This window comes from Lutispora saccharofermentans (genome assembly GCF_024363565.1).
In the GTDB taxonomy this organism is placed as follows: Bacteria; Bacillota; Clostridia; order Lutisporales; family Lutisporaceae; genus Lutispora; species Lutispora saccharofermentans.
The window spans coordinates 187508-205349 of record NZ_JAJEKE010000002.1 but is presented as its reverse complement, the minus strand read 5'-3'; the positions used below and the strand labels follow the sequence as shown (position 1 = coordinate 205349).

Sequence of the window (17842 nt, the reverse complement as noted above, 5' to 3'; positions counted from 1 at the left end):
ATGGATATGATAAGCAAGCTTTTTCTCTGGGTTCTATATTCTTCGATAGCCGCCGGTATTTTATCATTGATCATAATACTGATAAAACTGATTTTCAATGATAGAATCGGCCCAAGATTTCATCATGCATTATGGCTTTTAGTTCTGATAAGGCTTCTTGCACCGGTGGTTCCCGAAAGCCCTTTAAGCATATTAAATCTTTTGCCTGCAAAAATTCAAAATGTTATTGACTCTAAAAAGACTGCTGTTTTGGATGCCTCCGCTTTTTCAGCGGAAGGATATGATCATGATATTAGCGGTGAAGTTAATAGCTACAGAGATCATGGCAGGAATTATTATGAAAACGACTATGTGCTTTCCTTTGAGGAATACTCAAAGGATCAAGGAAAAGAAACTTCGGCTGGATACGCTTTAAGAATAGCTTCCCTGACCTGGTTTGCCGGATTCCTTTCTATGGCTCTGTTTGCTTTAACAGCTATGTTTAAATTTAAGGGTAAAGCCATATATTTCAGAAGACTTGCAGAACCGGAGATTGTTTCTTTACTGGAGGACTGTTTAAAAAAGCTGGAAATAAAAAGCGGTATTCCTATTTACACAGATGAAAGTTTCAAAAGTCCCTGCATATCGGGAATTATAAGGCCCAGAATCTATTTGCCGGAAGGCATATGCAGCAAAATAAGCGGCAAACAGCTTATGCATATCCTTTTGCATGAATTGGTCCATTACAAAAGAAGGGACTCTGTTTATAATCTATTGGGAACAATAGCCGTGATGGTACATTGGTTTAACCCTGTGGTATGGTTTGCTGCAAAAAGGATGAAGCTGCTCAGAGAAATTGCCAGCGATGCCTATGTGCTTGAAATACTTGGGGAAGAAGAAATAATGCCATACGGTATGACCATGGTCAATCTTTCCAGGATGTTTTTTAATGAGCATAGTCAGTTAAGCCTGATAAGCTTTTTCGAAACAAAAAATCAAATTAAAAGGAGAATTCATATGATCAAAGCATTTAAAAAAGGTTCCTATAAAATTTCTGCGGCTGCGGTTATATGCTGCATACTCATAGGAAGCATAACCCTTACAAACGCTGTGAGCTCCAGCAGCATAACAGACAGCGGCATCATGACCGCAGAAAAATCCCCGGACATGTTGATTGATAAGGCTCCGGCAGACGAGGCCGAATTTCTCATTGATGCACCGCTAAAATCCTACAATGATATTAATAAAATGGCAAAAGTTGCAGGCTTTAAATTCAAAGTGCCGGATTTTGTTCCTTCAGACTATAATCCAAGCGCCTTCCACATTATAAAGGCTTATGAAGGAACAAATGCGGTAAAGATTTTCTTTGATAAAGAATCGGGTAAAAGGTTAAGCTTTGCTTTTCACGCTTCCACAAAGGATCTGAAAGGATTTTTTAAAGAAAGTGCAAAAAATGAATACATGGGCAACGAGAATATTCAGTCTGAAATAAACAGCAATGAAGAACCCCTTGGCTATGGAAGTCTAAAAGGCTCAATTCTTACTATCACGGCAATAATGGCTGATGATGAAAGCAGCTGGGAAACCACAAAAAAATATTTACTATGGCAGGATGAAGATATATTCTATGGTATAGAATATATCCGGGATATAAAAACACCTAAAGGAGACATCAACAAGAGAACAGACCTGTCCCAGGAAGATGCGATGAAGATCGCAGAATCCGTAAAATACCTGCCGCATATAAAAAATGTGGATTATGTCCCTATAACTCCCGAAATTTCCACTGAAATCGGTCAACTATCAATATATGATAAGGAAGATCTTGAAAAAGCAAAAACTCTTTTGGGATTTCCGATCAAATTTCCTTTAACCATTCCGAAGGATATAAAGGCATCCTATGCAAGTGTGGGCATATCCCCTGATTCGGATATAAAAGGCAATAAGATCAACTATGAGCTTGTAATGATTTATAAGCTTCCCAATGACTCTCTCACATTTGTTCAAAGGGAAGGCTCTAAAATATATGATCACGCAAGGGAAAAGGGATACTTTGAGCTAAGCATCGGCAAAGCAGATGAATCAAATAAAATAAAAACCCAATCATTATTGATTTCCGGCAAAGATGTCCTGCGATATGAACTTACATATGAAGATAAAATTTGCGAAACTGATTACATTTGGAAAGAAAACGGTTTCTATTGTACTGTTTCATTTTCTCCTGAAGCAGAAAATCAAGAGGAAATATTAAAGAGCCTGATAAGCGAAAAGGTAATAAATTCTGATACTGGTCAATAAAAATATAAAGGCTGTTGCAAAATTCCAATTTTGGCATTCTGAGCACAGCGAAGAATCTTTAAGACATTGCAATAAAAAGATTCTTCAGTCGCTTTGCTCCTTCGGAATGACAGGTTGAATGCGTTATGCAACAGCCCTTATTTCATAAACAACATTATGATTATAGGCAAAAATATGCCGGGAATCATATTGCCTACCCTGATCTTTTTGATTTCCAATATGGAAAGTGCTAGTCCCATCAGCAATACTCCGCCTACGGCAGTCATTTCATCCACTACTACATTGCTGAGGTAAGGAGATGCTACAGATGCCAGCAGGCTCAGGCTCCCCTCGTAGATCAACACAGGTACGGCGGACATCGCCACCCCAAGTCCCATGGCAGCAGCAAATATAAGCGCAGCCACCAAATCCATCACGGCTTTTGCATAGAGAACCTCATGATCTGCCGAAAGGCCGCTTTGCAAAGAACCCATTATTGCCATTGAGCCGACACAAAAAAGAAGGCTTGCAGTTACAAAGCCTTCAGAAAAGCTTCCGCCGACACCTTTGACTTTAGACTGCAGGGAATTCCCCAAGCTTTCCAATCTCTTCTCTATATCGATAATTTCCCCTATAAGGGTTCCCAGCAGCAAGCTGGCTATTACGACCATTATATCCTGTGATTTCATGAAAAATGCCACGCCCAATCCAAAGGTGAATAGGGCAAGGGCATGCATTATCGAATCTCCAAATCTCTTCGGCAGACCTTTTTTCATAAACAAGCCTGTAATTCCGCCGACAAAAACTGCAGCAGCATTAGCCACTGCTCCTAATAATATCATTCCTTTTCCCCCTTATCGCTGCCTATCTTCATCTCTCTTGCATAATAAAACAAATATTCCTGTGCAAAGCCTGCCAAGTTTCCGAACTTTTCCCGGGCAAAAGCATGGATAGCTTTCATAGGCACATCATGATGAAGGTAAAAATGCTCAGTCACTCTTTTTATCCACACATCCGTAGGATATGAAGCATATTTCTGCATAGAAAAAAGCATTATGCAATCTGCTACCTTGATACCCACTCCTGGCACCTTCATAAGCTCCTGCCTTGCACTATCGATATCCATAGCCTTAATGCGGTTCAAATCAATTGTACCGTCTATGACCATTTGTATGGCTTTGACTATATATTTGCATCTAAAGCCTGCTCTGCACTTTTCTATATCGGAAAGCTCAGCCTTTGACAGCTCTTCGGGAGAAGGAAAAGTATAATAGGTTTCGCCTTCATAATAAACAGGCTGTCCATACATTTGAGAAAGCAGCCCTATGCTCCTGGCTATCATGGGTATCCTGTTATTGGCCGACATTATATAGGATATAAGCATCTCCCACGGGTCCTGTTTTAATATCCTTATGCCTTCTCCATATTTTATGGCTGTTCTTAAGATTTCATCTTCAGCAAGCATTTCCTTGATCTTTCCGTAATCCCTGCCTAAATCAAAATAATCAAACCATATATTTTTGAAGTCTTCCATATTTGTATTTAAAATCTGCACTCTGTTGTTTTCTTCATCTGATTTGACATTTATCACCTTGCCGAAGGCAATGCCCGTATAGCTGCCGTCAGACGAAGGCTTCCACCGGAAGCATTGGCCGCATTCAAATATGTGCTGGGCATTGAAATGACAAATATTTTCCAGCACTACTCCATTTTCTACAGTTCTTATGCTCATATCATTAATTTCCATATTTCTCACATCCTATCAAATCTCGCCTATATATATTTTTCTGTCCGGCAACATCAGACCCACAGTCCATACATTTACAGCGATAACATTCAAGCCGGTGGTATACTCCAGCTTTTCTCTCACGATTTGCTGTATATCCCTCATCATTAAATCAAGCCTTTTTTGCAGGCTCAAGGATACTTCGACATCTATGATAACGCCCTCGGCTTTGTTGTCTATCCTGACTTTATTCACCTTAATTGTACCTTCTGCTTTCAATGCAGTCATCTCTACAAGCTGAGCCAAAGCATTTTTAGATATTTCATACTTTCCCAGATAGCTGAAGGTAGGCCTTATTATGGTCTTTTCGGCTATATCCCCGGCTTTTTCCTTCCTTCTGAATATCTTTAGGGAGTCTATAAAATATCCCGAAAAGTCCTTTTTAACTTCCACAGTCGGTACAGGTATTACATGCTTGCCTTCAAAGCGCCGGGATTTTACGGCAGTATCGATCTCTGAATCAGTGGATATGTCGTTTATATATATGACTTCACAAGGCATTGGTATATCCAAAGCCTCTGTTATCTGCTCCACCATCTTTTTCGAGGTCCCAAGCACAAGTATTCTTTCCGGCGAGAGCTCCTTTAAAGCAGTTTTCACCGCTTCCTTGTGCTTTTCATCTTTAAACAGAGCTCTGCGGACTGCAGCAAGCTTGGTGCTCTCTTTTTTGGCGGAGCTTCCAGTGATGACTCTGGTGCCCCCGATCAAAAGGCCGTCATCGATAATATATTGAGTATTTTTATCTTTGGCAACCATGAATGCCTTATAGCTTTTGCCGGTGCCGCTATGGCCTATGAGGGCATATACTTCCATAAGATATTACTCCTTTACGATAAACGGGGATACACCCCCTCCAAACGACCCTTCTACCTGGGGTATGTCCCCGTTTATTAACAGCATTCTAAGATATTAATATATTTACCATTGTAACATATTTATTATCTGTTTTCAGGAAATATTTTTGTCAATATCGTTATCAGCATATAGAAAATAATTATTACTGCAAATATTCCCACCATGCCGTTTACCATAACCTTCAAGCTTTCATAAAAAACTGCTATATTCATCTCTTACCCTCCTATTTCACTAATGCCAAAATCAATCCGCCTGCAATTATAGAGCCTATCTGTCCGGCAACATTGGCACTTACTGCATGCATGAGTATGAAGTTTGTCGGATCTGCCTTTTGCGCTTCTTTTTGAATAACCCGTGAAGACATTGGGAAGGCCGATATGCCCGCTGCTCCTACCATAGGGTTGATCTTATTCTTGCTGAAAAGGTTGAGGAACTTTGCAAACATTACGCCGCCTGCCGTATCGAAAACAAAGGCCGCCAGGCCCATCAATATTATCTTTACGGTACTGATATTTAAAAAGCCTTCTGCAGTCATCGTAGAACCTATTGTGATCCCCAAGAGAATAGTTACCAGATTGGCCAGCTCATTTTGTGCCGATTTAGAAAGCCTTTCCGTCACGCCGCACTCTCTAAGAAGATTTCCGAACATCAAGAAGCCTACCAAAGCAGCACTGGTAGGGGCTATTATGCCCGCAATAATTGTGACTGCAATGGGGAATATTATTTTAACCCTCTTGGATATGCTGTTTTCCTCATAGGGCATCCTTATCTTTCTTTCTTCTACGGTCGTCAAAGCCCTGATGACCGGGGGCTGTATTATTGGAACCAGAGACATATACGAATAGGCCGCTACCGATATGGGCGCCAAAAGATTTTTAGCAAACTTGGTGGCCACAAATATTGAGGTAGGTCCGTCCGCCGCACCGATTATCCCTATTGATGCAGCCTCTTTGAGGCTGTATCCCATAAGAGCTGCCAAGCTCATGGTAAAAAAAATGCCGAACTGAGCAGCACCCCCGAAAAGAAGCATCTTAGGATTCTTGAGGAGCGGTCCGAAATCTATCATAGCACCTACGGCTACAAAAATAAGTAATGGGAATAACTCAGTAAGTATTCCTATATTATATAGGATTGTAAGCGGCCCGTGCTCTCCAATAGCTCCGGACAGCGGAATATTGGCCAATATGGCTCCGAATCCGATAGGCAATAAGAGCATGGGCTCATATTCCTTTACAATTGCAAGATAAATAAGTACAGAGGCAATCACAAACATGATGATGTTTCCGAGGCTCAGCGCCTGGAAACCGGTAAATAAGTCCAGCATTTTCTACATCTCCTTTAGTATATAAGCTATGTTTTACAAATTTTTTAATCCTTATTAAAAAATTCGAATGATATCCTTCATTATTTTTTAATTATGCAAGATATCTTTCTTAAATCATATTATCATATTCTTCAGCAAAAAGATATTAAGACCTTTAACACAAAATAACATTGCGTTAAAGGTCTCACTTGACGCAGTCACGATAGAGCCAGGCTTATAAGCTGTGATGTTGACTCTATCAACTCAAGGAGCAGTTACTCCCCTTTAATAAGTAGATTTTACCACCTGAATTTTTGGGTGTCAATATTTTTTCGTCTTTAAAACTTCTTCTCTCTCCTTGAGCAAATACGAGATGGTAAAAAGACTTTCGCTTAGATGCACGTTTTCTACGATAATATCGTCAGGCACGCTGACATCTGAGGGCGCAAAATTCCAGATCCCCTGAACTCCGCCTTTGGCCAAAGCCTCGGCTACCTTTTGGCATTGGCTTTTGGGAGTGCATATTATGCCTATATCAATACCATTATCCTTTACAAAGCTCTCAAGGTTTTCTACGTCATGAACCTTGATATCGTTTATTTTAAGGCCGATGAGCCTTGGGTTGACATCGAATATTGCCTGAGGAACAAAACCGCTTTTTTCAAAAAAAGTATAGTTCACTATAGCTTGCCCAAGATTGCCCGCACCTACTATAACCGTCTTATATACCTTATCAAGGCCTAAAATCTTGCTGATCTGCTGGTGCAAATCGTCCACATTATACCCGTAGCCTTGCTGCCCAAAGCCACCAAAGCAATTTAAGTCCTGTCTTATCTGAGATGCGGTAAAGCCTGTAATCCTGCTGAGCTCCTGAGAGGACACTCTTTTTACATCATTCTTCTTCAATTCTGAGAGATATCTATGATATTTAGGTAATCTCCTTACAACTGCCATAGAAATGCTGCTAAATCTTTCCACTATATCAACTCCTATATCAAAGGTAAATTATTGCAATATTCTAAATTCAGGCTATAGTCAACAACAATTTTATTGTTAATATTTTATTATATGTAGGTTCAAAAGTCAATTGATTACCGAATTTATTTGGTAATCAAAGTAAAATTTCAAACCGGGCAACTGATATTATATTTTCCAATTGTGCCTTATATATTTATATATTTATGAATCTTTGGTAGAATTATTATTGTAAATATCCTTTCAGGAGGTCACAATGATAATTTTATCGACAAAAGAAATACAAAAATCTTATGGTATGGATTTGATCATAAAAGATGCTTCCTTTACCCTGCAGGAAAAGGACAAGGTCGGAGTAATAGGTGTGAATGGAGCCGGAAAATCCACTTTATTTAAAATAATTGCCGGAATCGAAGACAGGGACAGCGGTGAATTGTATCTGGGCAAGAATATGAGCATAGGGTATATGTCTCAGTTCTTGGATTTTCAATGGGATACGACTCTATGGCAGGAAATGCTGAAGGTTTTTTCCGGCATAATAGGTATAGAAAATAAGCTGAAAGGTCTGGAACATGAAATAAGCAGCATGAAAGCCGGCACTGATGAAGCCAAAATGGAATCGCTGATGAAGGCTTACTCATCCTTGCAGCAAGAATATGAAAACAACGACGGTTTCGCATATGAAAGCAAAATAAGGGGCGTCCTCAAGGGCCTTGGTTTTTCTCCTCAGGACTATGATAAGAGGGTGGCTTTGTTCAGCGGTGGCCAGAAGACCAGGGTAGCCCTGGGCAAGGTCTTGCTGGAGAAAAGAGATATCCTGCTCCTCGATGAACCTACCAATTATCTTGATATTGAAGCTGTGGAGTGGCTGGAAAGCTTTCTCAAAGACTATAAAGGCGCACTGATGATAATATCCCATGACAGATATCTGCTGGACAATGTGACAAACAGAACCTTTGAGATGGAAAACGGCAGGATTTTAGAATATGAGGGAAATTACTCCTATTATATTGTAAAAAAGGATGAGAACAGAGAGCAAGCGCAAAAAGATTATGAAAACCAGCAGAAAGAGATAGCCCGTCAGGAAGCCATAATAGCCAGATACCGGCAGTACAACCGGGAAAAAAGCATAAAGCAGGCTGAAAGCCGGGAAAAGATGTTAGAAAAGATGGAAAGGCTTGAAAAGCCTGAAGCATTGCCTAAGAGAGCTCATTTTAAATTTGAGCCCAAGCTGAGAAGCGGCAATGATGTATTGAGGTTGGAAAACGTCTCCAAAGCCTTTGGCAGGCCTTTGTTTCAAAACTTCAGTCTTGAAATCAAGCGGGGCGACAAGGTGGCCTTGCTGGGCCCAAATGGGATAGGAAAAACTACTTTGCTCAAAATAATCGCCGGCATGCTGAAGCCTGATAAAGGTACTTTGAGATTCGGCATGTCCGTATTCCCCGCATATTATGACCAGGAACAGGAAAGCCTTAGCACCGACAAAATGGTCATCGATGAGATATGGGATGCTTATCCGGAACTCAACCAAACGACCATAAGAAATGCATTGGCAGCTTTCCTTTTTCAAGGAGAAGATGTTTTTAAGGAAATATCCGTATTGAGCGGCGGAGAGAAGAGCAGGATAGCACTGCTGAAGCTAATGCTCTCAAAGGCTAATTTTCTTTTGCTGGATGAGCCCACCAACCATCTTGATATGGAGTCAAAGGGAGTATTGGAAGCAGCCCTGTCCGGCTACAGCGGCACCGTGCTTTTTATCTCCCATGACAGGTACTTTCTCAATAAGGTGGCTACCAAAGTAGTGGAGCTCACCCCCCAGGAAGGCAAGCTGTATGACGGAGGCTACTCCTATTATCTGAAAAAAAGAGAATTGTTCGATACTGATGACGGCAGCACAAACGAGCCCGAAAAAAATTCGGAAGTAAAAAATGATTGGCTGAAGCAGAAGGAAGAAAAAGCCAAGGAAAGGCGCCAGCAAAAACGCCTGGAGACCATTGAAGATGAGATTGAAATTGCTGAAGCCAGGATAAAAGAGATCGATGCGCTGCTGGGACAGCCGGATATATACTCAGATCATATCAGGTGCAATGAACTGAGTGAAGAAAAAGAAAATTTATGCGCTCAAATAGATGAGCTGCTGGAAGAGTGGGCCGACATGCAATAGCCGGCCCGCTTTCTATTGTGCCGTCTTGATGTTCTTGCTGGAATTTGCAACATGCTCCATTATGAGCTTCTCGGCTAAAAGCCTGTCTTTTTGCCTAAAGGCCTCCAAGATGCCCTTATGCTCTGCAAGGGCTGCCTCCATGCGGCCGGGCACCTTGAGCGAAGCATACCTGGCCCACTGAATGTATACTTGAAAGTTGCTCAGCATGTTTTTCAGGTATTTGCTGTGAGATGCTTTGAAAATTACTTCATGAAACTGAGTATTAAGCTTTGCTACTTGAGAAACATCATGCTTGTGGGTATAGAATTCCATAAGGTTATATATATTCTCCAGCTCAGCGAATTCCTCTTCCGCCATTTTATCCGTCGCCCATAATGCAGCCAGGCCTTCGATCCTTCGCCTTATTTCATAGATATCCTCTATATCTTCTTGAGTGATGCCTATAACAAATACTCCCCTGTTCGGTATGCTTCCAACCAAACCGTCCAGCTCAAGCTGGCGCAGAACCTCTCTTACAGGTGTCCGGCTCACTCCAAACTCCTGTGCCAGTTTCTGCTCTATGAGGCTTTCGCCTCTTTCATATCTTCCATCCAGGATGTCCTGTCGGATCTTCTCATATATTTGTACCCTTGTAAAATACTCCATTAAATCACCTGCCGTTTAGCTACCAGGTAAACTATCAATTATAGCCTTTGTCATATCGAGAGTAGAAGCAGTTCCGCCCAGATCTCTCGTCACATGCTTGCCGTTTTTTATTACCCGGGACACGCTGTTATAGATTCTCTCTGCTGCATCCTTTTCTCCCAAATGCCTTAGAAGCATTACACCGCATAGAATTGCAGCCGTGGGATTGGCTATGCCCTGGCCTGCTATATCCAAAGCCGTCCCATGAGTAGGCTCAAATACCGCAGCTTCTACACCTATATTCACACCCGGTACAACGCCGAGCCCGCCTACTAACCCGGCGCTCATTTCCGACAATAAATCTCCATAGAGATTCGGCAATACCAGCACATCATAGTCCTGAGGATTCATTACCATATTCATAAATAAACCATCGGCAATCACTTCTTCGTATTCAATATCAGGAAATTTGCCGGCAACGCTTCTGACGCTGGATAAGAAAAGCCCGTCACTGAGCTTCATAATATTTGCCTTATGAGCACAGGTAACTTTTTTTCGTTTTTCTTTAACGGCATAGCTGAAAGCCATGGAAGCGATCCTCTCCGATGCCTCCCTTGTTATGATCTTGATGGATTCTGCCGCATCCTTCCCTATCATATGTTCTATACCCATGTATAAATCTTCTGTATTCTCTCTGAATATAACAAGGTCTACGTCTCTATATTTTGTTTTAGCACCCTCAATAGTCTTAATGGGCCTGATATTTGCATACAGGTTCAGCCTTTGTCTCAAGCTTATATTGGCGCTTCTGAAGCCTTTTCCTATTTCCGTAGTAGTTGGACCCTTAAGGGCTATCCTATTGATCTCAATAGAATTAATGGTGTCCTCAGGCAATGGATTATTGTACTTAGCCATAGCTGCCTGCCCTACCTGCTTTTCATCCCATTTGATATCAACTCCTGCAGCTTCGATCACTGAAGTTGCTGCACTTATTACTTCCGGACCTATGCCATCACCGGGTATTAAAGTAGCTTTGTACACAAGAAGACCCCCTTCGTATTCGTATATTTGTATTATTGTATACAATTATACTTTTGTTTGAAGACGGTGTCAATATTTATTTGAACTCAGGGCTCAGAATTAAGCCTCTGGCCTCTAGCCGCTGGCTTCTGGCATTAGGGTATTCCTTTTAGGTCGAGGGGGGACGGAGAATAATGCTAACCTTTGGGATGTTTATAATAGCGTTACTATCTTTAATAATTTCGATAATGTCGATATTCTTTAAGAAGTAATATATCGAAAAGAGAATCACACTGCAATTGCCCTGCAGTGTGATTACTTTTTAATCCGCTAATATGAGGCAACCACATTTGTGGCAGTCTCTTTAATATTATTATACCAAATTGAAATTATTAATCAACAAGTAATAAATAATAAATCGGTTTCCGTCTTCCTACAGCGTCAAATTAGGCACCGCATTGAGGTTCATCTCCGATATCTCCCCTCGCAGAAGCTTATAATAACCGGCACTGCCTATCATGGCCGCATTATCCGTACATAATATCGGGTCTGGGTATAATACCTTTATTCCCTTTTCCAACCCTTTATTGCTGAGTTCCTCTCTCAGCTTGCTGTTTGCAGCCACACCGCCTGCCAGTACCGCATAAGGCGATTTTTTCTCTTCTGCCGCTGCAATGAGCTTATCCGACAGAACATCCACTACAGCCTGCTGGAAACTTGCCGCCACATCGGGAATATCCGGGGAACTGCCCTTCATCGATAGGCTGTTCAAGAAATTTAAGACGGCAGATTTTAATCCGCTGAAGCTGAAATCATAGCTGCCTTCTTCCAAATATGCTCTGGGAAAATCTATAGCATGGGGATTTCCTTCCCTGGCTATCTTATCTACCAGCGGTCCGCCGGGATAGCCCAGCCCTAAAGCCCTTGCTATCTTGTCAAAAGCTTCTCCTGCCGCATCATCCCTTGTCATGCCCATTATTTCATATTTGCCGTAGGATCGGACATTGACTATATGGCTATGCCCTCCCGAAGCCACAAGACATACGAAAGGAGGCTCCAGCTCTTTATGCTGAATAAAATTTGCATATATATGACCCTCTATATGATTGACGCCGATAAGAGGCAGCTTCCTGGCATAAGCCAATGCTTTGGCAGTAGTGAGTCCGATGAGCAGGGCTCCTACCAGACCCGGGCCGTAAGTGACAGCTATTCCGTCTATATCGTCAAGCTTCAAGCCTGCCTCATCCAAAGCCAAGTCTATGACCTGGCTTATATTCTCTATATGCTTCCTCGAAGCCACTTCAGGCACTACCCCGCCAAATTTTTTGTGTACGCTTATCTGACTCGAAATAATATTAGACAAAACCTCTCTCCCATTTCTGACTAAAGAAGCCGAGGTTTCATCGCAGGAGCTCTCTACGGCTAATATTACCGCATCTTTTCCCATTTTCATCTCTCCTTTTATGGCTGCGGGATACGAGGAAGTAACCCTAGGCTGCGCACCACGTACCCTAAAAAATGCTTCGTATTTTTTATATTATGAACAAAAGGCAGGATATTATCCTGCCCCGTCTGCTATTATTTACTGTTTTCCAGAATATCTAAAACCCTTCTTATATCTATACTGTTTGCTTCATTTTCCTCAATAATTTGGTTGAAGCCATTTTTTATGTTTTCGTAGCTTGAAAACTCATGATAGAACAGCCTTTCGCCGCTGCTTTGTGCGACTTCAGCAACAAAGATATCATCCACTTCGCTTAGGCGTATAATATGACCATCTATTTCAAATTCCCGGAGCAGCAATTCTATTCCCCCTAAATGCATGAATATAATATAATATGATAACAATTACATATTATATCACATAGCTTGGGACATATAAAGCAAAATAATTAATATTTTATTGAACTGCCTTTGCTCTGGGTCTGCCAAGCCTGGTATCCAGCACTATTCCAAGGCCTGCGCAGGATGCAAATATATATACCAGCCAGCCGAGGACAGGTATGAATGGCAAGATGAAAATCAGGATCGAACCTACCAGCAAATAAATATACGGAGCACTTCTTCCCTCCAGATTACCCGTAATTCTCCTGCCTATGGCCAATTTTATCGCAGCCAATCCCAGGAAAACAGTGAGGAAAAAGGCGGCAATAAAAAACGGTATCAGGAAAAGGCCGACAATAGTTATAGCCAATGCTATGATGGCAGGCAAAAACAACAGATAAGCCGCTATGCCTATGCCGAATCTCCTCCATATCTTTACAGGGGCGCTTTCGGCCATGAAGTCAATCCTATCGGGAATTATGATCAGCAGCAAGGCTGACAGCCCGTAAAACACTATGAGCCCGATCAAAGATACGATTCCCAGCAAAGGTATGAAGTTCATCCCTCTGGTATCGAAAGGCCCCTTTAGGCTTGCAATCTCTCCTGCAATGACAGAGCCCTGGGATTTATCCACCTCTCCCATTACTGCGGCAGCACTGCCTCCGATAACAGCGTTTTCACCCGCTATAATATCTCCGAATATTGAAGCCACATTACCGCTTACCCTGCCATTGATCCTTGCGTCTCCGAATATGACGGCAAGCTCTCCGTCAATGGTTCCGTCTACAACAGCATCACCGAACATTACTGCCACGGCGCCTTTTATATTTTCGTCCTTATTGATTTTTAAATCTTGACCCATAGTAAAGGATGAATTATCATCCCTCACAGAAAAAGCAGCGGTGAAAAAAACCATCAATATCAGCAACATGACCGCCAGAAAATATTTCTTTTTCATCCCGCATCCCTCCTTATTCCTGCTGCAAATTAATGAACCTGATAAGCTCCAGATTCAGCAGCATTACCCCGCCGGCAATCAACAGCATAATATTCATATAATCCCTGACCAGAATATTTCTCAGTATGAGTAAATTTTCTATGGTAATGGGTAAATAAACAATTATCTTCATGATGTACGCTCCAATAAGCTTTAGAAAATAAGCGCCATAGTTAAGCATCATTTGGAAAGTTCCAAGCTCCCTAAAGAAAGGCAAGATTGCAAAAATAGCCATATAGTATGCAAATACGAATAAACCTGCAGCACCCATAAGCATGCTGAGCATGCTGGCTTGAGTTCTTTGCTGCTTTATCCTTGCCATAACCTTAGCTTCAAGGCTTGCGGGTGCCTCAACCTCCGGCAGCTCGCTTATGCACTTTGACATTTCCGTCAATATCTGAAATTCCCGGCTGCATCCTTCACAGTAAAGCATATGCCTATTCAACATCTTCAGCTCAACTTCGCTTATATCACCATCTACATATTTCATAATAAAATCGCTTATTTTGCTGCATTCCATATGCTCTCACCCTCCTTGTCTAACTTTTCCAAACTATCTTTAAGCATCTGACGTGCCCTGTACAGCCTGTTTTTGACTATTGTCAAAGATTCTCCCGTTACATCCATTATTTCTGAATAGGATAGCCCCCTATTATGGAAAAGCACTATGAGCTCTTTGTATTTTGACGGTAAGCTTTCTATGGCTTTTCTTACCATTTGCTGCTTCTCATGCCTTATATACTCTTCCTCGGGAGTTAAGCCTTCATCCTTCAAATCGTATTGCTCTTCAATAGGAACCGTATCTCCTTTTCTCTTCCTCAACAAGTCAAGACAGTAATTCGTCGTGATTTTCATAGCCCAGGTAGAAAATTTAAATTGGGGATCGTATCTCTTAAGGGCTTTATACATCCTTATAAAAGCTTCCTGAGAGGCATCTTCCGCTTCCTCATAGCTGCCGAGCATCCTATAGGATGTATTGAAAACCAGCTTTTTATATCTGGTCACCAGCTCTTCAAAAGCCAAATCATCACCTTCCAGGCATTTGTTTATTATATCTATATCTGCCCCATCCAAATTAACCCCACCTCTTTTGCCGGTTCTGATATATATACGGATTTCTCAGACAATTGTCTGAGAAAAGAGCTTATGCATTCCTTTATGGTCAGCTTCTAGCCTCTGGCTTCTAGCTTCTGGTATGAAGGTCGCGAGTCTAGGGTCAATTGAGAGCGGGGAACACGGATTTTCACGGATTTTTCCACGGATTAACACAGCTTTCTATTTTAACTAATGCCATATCACACAGGAATGCGAATTACAAACCTAAGACTAAGTAAGACAGTTCTTCATTCAGGTGGAGTTTATCTCCGGCTGAATGTTAGAAATGTCAATCGGGTTCGTAGCGTGCCTTGCCTGCAGTTAATAAAAACTGAAGGCTTAGGCACGATAGAACGGGGTAAACTTGCTTACTGCAGCTTCAAAACTCGCTTTGGCTCAAACAGTTGAAGCTGCGGGCGTTACGCGTCGTTAACTTACTCTAAGGTTCTTCACAAAATTCCTGCTTAGATATGGGTTTAGTTAAACACCCTCCGTGAAAGATTCAGTGCAAATCCGTGTTCCCCGTCTTTCACAAAACCTCAAAGAACTTCCGTGTTTTTTTGTGAAATTCAGTGTCCTTCAGTGGTTTCCGTTCCCCGTCTTCCACGACCCCAAAGCCCTGCTCTGGCTCCTGAGTTCTGAGCTCTGAACCCTGAGTTCTAAGATAACTCCAGCCACATTATAACCGCATCTTCTCCGGTGTCTTCATAATATCCTTTCCTGACTCCGGCTTCTTTAAAACCATATTTTTTATACAGATTCAAGGCCGCCCAGTTCGAAGGCCTTACCTCCAGCGTCATCCTCTTTACGCCGTTTTCAACGGCAATGTTTATGATAGCCTGCACCAATGCATCTCCGATGCCTTTGCCCCTGTGCTCCGGATGCACGGCTATATTGGTTATGTGCCCCTCGTCCAGTATGATCCACATTCCTCCGTAGCCTACTATCTCTTCTCCGATTCTTGCCACCAAATATTTTGCCATATTATTGCTGTAAATCTCTGATGTGAAGGAGTCTAAAGACCACGGAGTGGCAAAGCTCAAGCATTCCACATCATATACAGCCTGAATATCTTCTCCTGTCATCGGTGCTATCTCAATTTTCTGCTTCTTGTCGTATTCCACTTCCGCCTGGGATTTTCTTATATAATAAAGCCCTAGATCATCATAATTCAAGGCTTCTCCTGCTTTATACAGCTCTTCTGCCAATATTGCCACTGAGGAAGCCCTCGGATATAGAGCACCAGAATGAGCTTCAACAGCGTTTGGAAGAGCATTTTTCAGCTTTTCTCCAAAAATAGGCATGGCATCTCCAAGCAGGATTATATCCTCTCCAAAATCCTCAAGCCTTTCGATGAGCTTATCAATATCTATGGCCCTATAATCTTCCTCTTTGGTCAGCTTTTTGCCATCGCATCTGTAGAGAACTGCATATACCATATTTCTTTGAGCATCCAGCATCGGACATATCAATCCCCGGCGCGGAAATACATTATAAGCCAGTGCATCTAAAGTAGGAACGGCTATTACCGGTTTGTCCAGAGCCTGGCCCAAAGCCTTTACAGCCGCTGCTCCTATCCTGAGTCCTGTAAATGAACCCGGACCTGTTGAGCAAGCAAAGGCATCTATATCCCGGACTTCTATGCCGCTGCTTTCCAAAGCAGTATTCATAATATTGATCAGCTTCTCCGAATGCTTTTTCCCATCGTTTATCATAAACTCGCACAGCAGCCTTCCATCCTCTATAAGGGCTGAAGACGCCGCTGCCGTAGATGTATCAATCGCTAATATTCTCATCCTTCTCCATCTCCTTCAATAGGTTTTCATAAGCCAAACCTGAAGCTTCCATCCTTATTTCCCGTTGGTCCTGGTTTTCCAGCTTTCTGATGGTTATCCAGAGCCGCTGGGCCGGTATCACATCCTCCACACTATCCGCCCACTCCAGCACAGTCGCTCCGTCCCCATATAGATACTCATCGCAGCCCAATTCATACATCTCATCGGAGCTTCCCAATCTGTATACATCAAAATGATAAAACGGAATCCTTCCGGAAGTGTATTCATTTATTATAGTATAGGTTGGACTTATAACATGCTCCGATACTCCCAGGCCTTTTCCTATGCCTTGAGCAAAAGCGGTCTTGCCTGCCCCCAGGTCCCCCGTAAGACAGACTATGCTGCCCGGGAAAAGCGATCTGCCCAATCTTTCTCCTAATTTATATGTATCTTCTGCATTTTTAGAAATAATCCTAAGCATAATAACCTCCAGCACAATGCAAATACCGGAGCAAGATGCTTTGCTCCGGATATTTTTTTCATTTTAATTATTATATTTCATTTTTTGCTAAAAGTATACCTTATCTGGCTCTTTTATCTGCCACTTCGTTATAAACATCGGCATGAAGTATAGGAGATAAGCTCTTGTAAAGCATCAAGGTAACTATGGATAAAACAATACCCTTTATCAGATTAAAAGGCAGTATCGCCGTAAGTATAAGAGGTATATTGTCCATAGAAACCGGGCTGTTGGTGAAAACCGGTATCAGAATGAAGAAGTTGAAGACGCACATGGCTGCCGCCATAACTATTGTACCGGTGGTCAAGCCCAATATAGCAGTCTTCCTGCTTTTATTTCTAAAGTACATCGATGCTGCAACCAGCACATAGGCTGAGCCTGTAAGGAAATTTCCTACCTCTCCGATTCCGCCTGTTGATGAGCGTACAACCAGATGAAGTATATTCTTTATAAGCTCTATCATGACTCCCACCCATGGTCCAAGAGCAAAAGCACCAATAATAGCCGGCAAATCCCCTAAATCAATCTTTAAAAACGGCGGAAATAAAGGAAGAGGAAATTCAACTAAGTACAAGAGGAATGCCAATGCGGATAGAATACCTATTTTTGTTACCAACTGAAGTTTTGAGTTTCTCATTTTTTTGCCTC

19 protein-coding genes are annotated in these 17842 nt (G+C 41.9%); 3 read left to right on the top strand and 16 right to left on the bottom strand.

The window, feature by feature from the left end:
* Complete coding sequence (locus LJD61_RS03845; protein ID WP_255226188.1) at positions 1-2277, top strand: M56 family metallopeptidase; 2277 nt, start codon at positions 1-3, stop codon at positions 2275-2277.
* Between the two features lie 137 nt (positions 2278-2414).
* On the opposite strand, the gene LJD61_RS03840 is transcribed toward LJD61_RS03845, so the two are convergent.
* From LJD61_RS03840 to LJD61_RS03815, 6 genes are all read right to left on the bottom strand, one after another.
* Entirely contained in the window at positions 2415-3098 is a 684-nt protein-coding gene (locus LJD61_RS03840) for a DUF554 domain-containing protein (RefSeq protein ID WP_255226187.1), read from the bottom strand.
* Entirely contained in the window at positions 3095-4003 is a 909-nt protein-coding gene (locus LJD61_RS03835) for a DNA-3-methyladenine glycosylase family protein (RefSeq protein ID WP_255226186.1), read from the bottom strand. Before LJD61_RS03835 ends, LJD61_RS03840 begins: the two co-directional genes overlap by 4 nt.
* 15 nt (positions 4004-4018) lie before the next feature.
* On the bottom strand, positions 4019-4855 hold the full coding sequence (locus LJD61_RS03830; RefSeq protein ID WP_255226185.1) for an Asp23/Gls24 family envelope stress response protein: 837 nt from the start codon (positions 4853-4855) through the stop codon (positions 4019-4021).
* Positions 4856-4980: 125 nt separating this feature from the next.
* A complete protein-coding gene (locus LJD61_RS03825) occupies positions 4981-5109 on the bottom strand; it encodes an OadG-related small transporter subunit (protein WP_255226184.1) in 129 nt (42 codons plus the stop codon).
* Between the two features lie 11 nt (positions 5110-5120).
* On the bottom strand, positions 5121-6221 hold the full coding sequence (locus tag LJD61_RS03820) for a sodium ion-translocating decarboxylase subunit beta (protein ID WP_255226183.1): 1101 nt from the start codon (positions 6219-6221) through the stop codon (positions 5121-5123).
* A gap of 300 nt (positions 6222-6521) precedes the next feature.
* Positions 6522-7178, bottom strand: coding sequence for a redox-sensing transcriptional repressor Rex (locus LJD61_RS03815; protein WP_255226182.1), 657 nt, complete (start codon positions 7176-7178; stop codon positions 6522-6524).
* Between the two features lie 253 nt (positions 7179-7431).
* Between LJD61_RS03815 and abc-f the strand changes: the two genes are divergently transcribed.
* A complete protein-coding gene (gene abc-f / locus LJD61_RS03810) occupies positions 7432-9339 on the top strand; it encodes a ribosomal protection-like ABC-F family protein (RefSeq protein ID WP_255226181.1) in 1908 nt (635 codons plus the stop codon).
* A 12-nt stretch (positions 9340-9351) separates the two neighbouring features.
* Here the strand turns inward: abc-f and LJD61_RS03805 are convergent, their stop codons facing one another.
* Both LJD61_RS03805 and LJD61_RS03800 read right to left on the bottom strand, forming a co-directional pair.
* A complete protein-coding gene (locus LJD61_RS03805; RefSeq protein ID WP_255226180.1) occupies positions 9352-9984 on the bottom strand; it encodes a GntR family transcriptional regulator in 633 nt (210 codons plus the stop codon).
* A 15-nt stretch (positions 9985-9999) separates the two neighbouring features.
* A complete protein-coding gene (locus tag LJD61_RS03800) occupies positions 10000-11004 on the bottom strand; it encodes an isocitrate/isopropylmalate dehydrogenase family protein (RefSeq protein ID WP_255226179.1) in 1005 nt (334 codons plus the stop codon).
* Between the two features lie 173 nt (positions 11005-11177).
* Here LJD61_RS03800 and LJD61_RS20665 point away from each other — a divergent pair, with 173 nt between their 5' ends.
* On the top strand, positions 11178-11255 hold the full coding sequence (locus tag LJD61_RS20665; RefSeq protein ID WP_408614823.1) for a putative holin-like toxin: 78 nt from the start codon (positions 11178-11180) through the stop codon (positions 11253-11255).
* Positions 11256-11416: 161 nt separating this feature from the next.
* Here the strand turns inward: LJD61_RS20665 and tsaD are convergent, their stop codons facing one another.
* The 8 genes from tsaD to LJD61_RS03760 form a co-directional block, all read right to left on the bottom strand.
* Positions 11417-12430: a tRNA (adenosine(37)-N6)-threonylcarbamoyltransferase complex transferase subunit TsaD gene (tsaD, locus tag LJD61_RS03795; RefSeq protein ID WP_255226178.1), complete on the bottom strand. Its 1014-nt coding sequence runs from the start codon at positions 12428-12430 to the stop codon at positions 11417-11419.
* 131 nt (positions 12431-12561) lie between these two features.
* Positions 12562-12786, bottom strand: a complete 225-nt coding sequence (locus tag LJD61_RS03790; RefSeq protein WP_255226177.1) for a hypothetical protein — start codon at positions 12784-12786, stop codon at positions 12562-12564.
* A gap of 97 nt (positions 12787-12883) precedes the next feature.
* Positions 12884-13765: a bactofilin family protein gene (locus LJD61_RS03785; protein ID WP_255226176.1), complete on the bottom strand. Its 882-nt coding sequence runs from the start codon at positions 13763-13765 to the stop codon at positions 12884-12886.
* 13 nt (positions 13766-13778) lie between these two features.
* A complete protein-coding gene (locus LJD61_RS03780; protein WP_255226175.1) occupies positions 13779-14324 on the bottom strand; it encodes an anti-sigma factor family protein in 546 nt (181 codons plus the stop codon).
* Positions 14306-14878, bottom strand: a complete 573-nt coding sequence (locus LJD61_RS03775) for an RNA polymerase sigma factor (RefSeq protein WP_255226174.1) — start codon at positions 14876-14878, stop codon at positions 14306-14308. The genes LJD61_RS03780 and LJD61_RS03775 overlap by 19 nt, the downstream gene beginning before the upstream one ends.
* A 680-nt stretch (positions 14879-15558) precedes the next feature.
* Entirely contained in the window at positions 15559-16695 is a 1137-nt protein-coding gene (gene tsaB, locus LJD61_RS03770) for a tRNA (adenosine(37)-N6)-threonylcarbamoyltransferase complex dimerization subunit type 1 TsaB (protein WP_255226173.1), read from the bottom strand.
* Entirely contained in the window at positions 16676-17155 is a 480-nt protein-coding gene (tsaE, locus tag LJD61_RS03765; protein ID WP_255226172.1) for a tRNA (adenosine(37)-N6)-threonylcarbamoyltransferase complex ATPase subunit type 1 TsaE, read from the bottom strand. The genes tsaB and tsaE overlap by 20 nt, the downstream gene beginning before the upstream one ends.
* A gap of 100 nt (positions 17156-17255) precedes the next feature.
* Complete coding sequence (locus LJD61_RS03760; RefSeq protein WP_255226171.1) at positions 17256-17831, bottom strand: ECF transporter S component; 576 nt, start codon at positions 17829-17831, stop codon at positions 17256-17258.
* Between the last annotated feature and the right edge of the window lie 11 nt (positions 17832-17842).

Coding starts and splice junctions, on each gene's coding strand:
- LJD61_RS03845 (WP_255226188.1), top strand. CDS start 1: ATGGATATGATAAGCAAGCTTTTTCTCTGGGTTCTATATTCTTCGATA.
- LJD61_RS03840 (WP_255226187.1), bottom strand. CDS start 3,098: ATGATATTATTAGGAGCAGTGGCTAATGCTGCTGCAGTTTTTGTCGGC.
- LJD61_RS03835 (WP_255226186.1), bottom strand. CDS start 4,003: ATGGAAATTAATGATATGAGCATAAGAACTGTAGAAAATGGAGTAGTG.
- LJD61_RS03830 (WP_255226185.1), bottom strand. CDS start 4,855: ATGGAAGTATATGCCCTCATAGGCCATAGCGGCACCGGCAAAAGCTAT.
- LJD61_RS03825 (WP_255226184.1), bottom strand. CDS start 5,109: ATGAATATAGCAGTTTTTTATGAAAGCTTGAAGGTTATGGTAAACGGC.
- LJD61_RS03820 (WP_255226183.1), bottom strand. CDS start 6,221: ATGCTGGACTTATTTACCGGTTTCCAGGCGCTGAGCCTCGGAAACATC.
- abc-f (WP_255226181.1), top strand. CDS start 7,432: ATGATAATTTTATCGACAAAAGAAATACAAAAATCTTATGGTATGGAT.
- LJD61_RS03805 (WP_255226180.1), bottom strand. CDS start 9,984: ATGGAGTATTTTACAAGGGTACAAATATATGAGAAGATCCGACAGGAC.
- LJD61_RS20665 (WP_408614823.1), top strand. CDS start 11,178: ATGCTAACCTTTGGGATGTTTATAATAGCGTTACTATCTTTAATAATT.
- tsaD (WP_255226178.1), bottom strand. CDS start 12,430: ATGGGAAAAGATGCGGTAATATTAGCCGTAGAGAGCTCCTGCGATGAA.
- LJD61_RS03785 (WP_255226176.1), bottom strand. CDS start 13,765: ATGAAAAAGAAATATTTTCTGGCGGTCATGTTGCTGATATTGATGGTT.
- LJD61_RS03780 (WP_255226175.1), bottom strand. CDS start 14,324: ATGGAATGCAGCAAAATAAGCGATTTTATTATGAAATATGTAGATGGT.
- tsaB (WP_255226173.1), bottom strand. CDS start 16,695: ATGAGAATATTAGCGATTGATACATCTACGGCAGCGGCGTCTTCAGCC.
- tsaE (WP_255226172.1), bottom strand. CDS start 17,155: ATGCTTAGGATTATTTCTAAAAATGCAGAAGATACATATAAATTAGGA.
- LJD61_RS03760 (WP_255226171.1), bottom strand. CDS start 17,831: ATGAGAAACTCAAAACTTCAGTTGGTAACAAAAATAGGTATTCTATCC.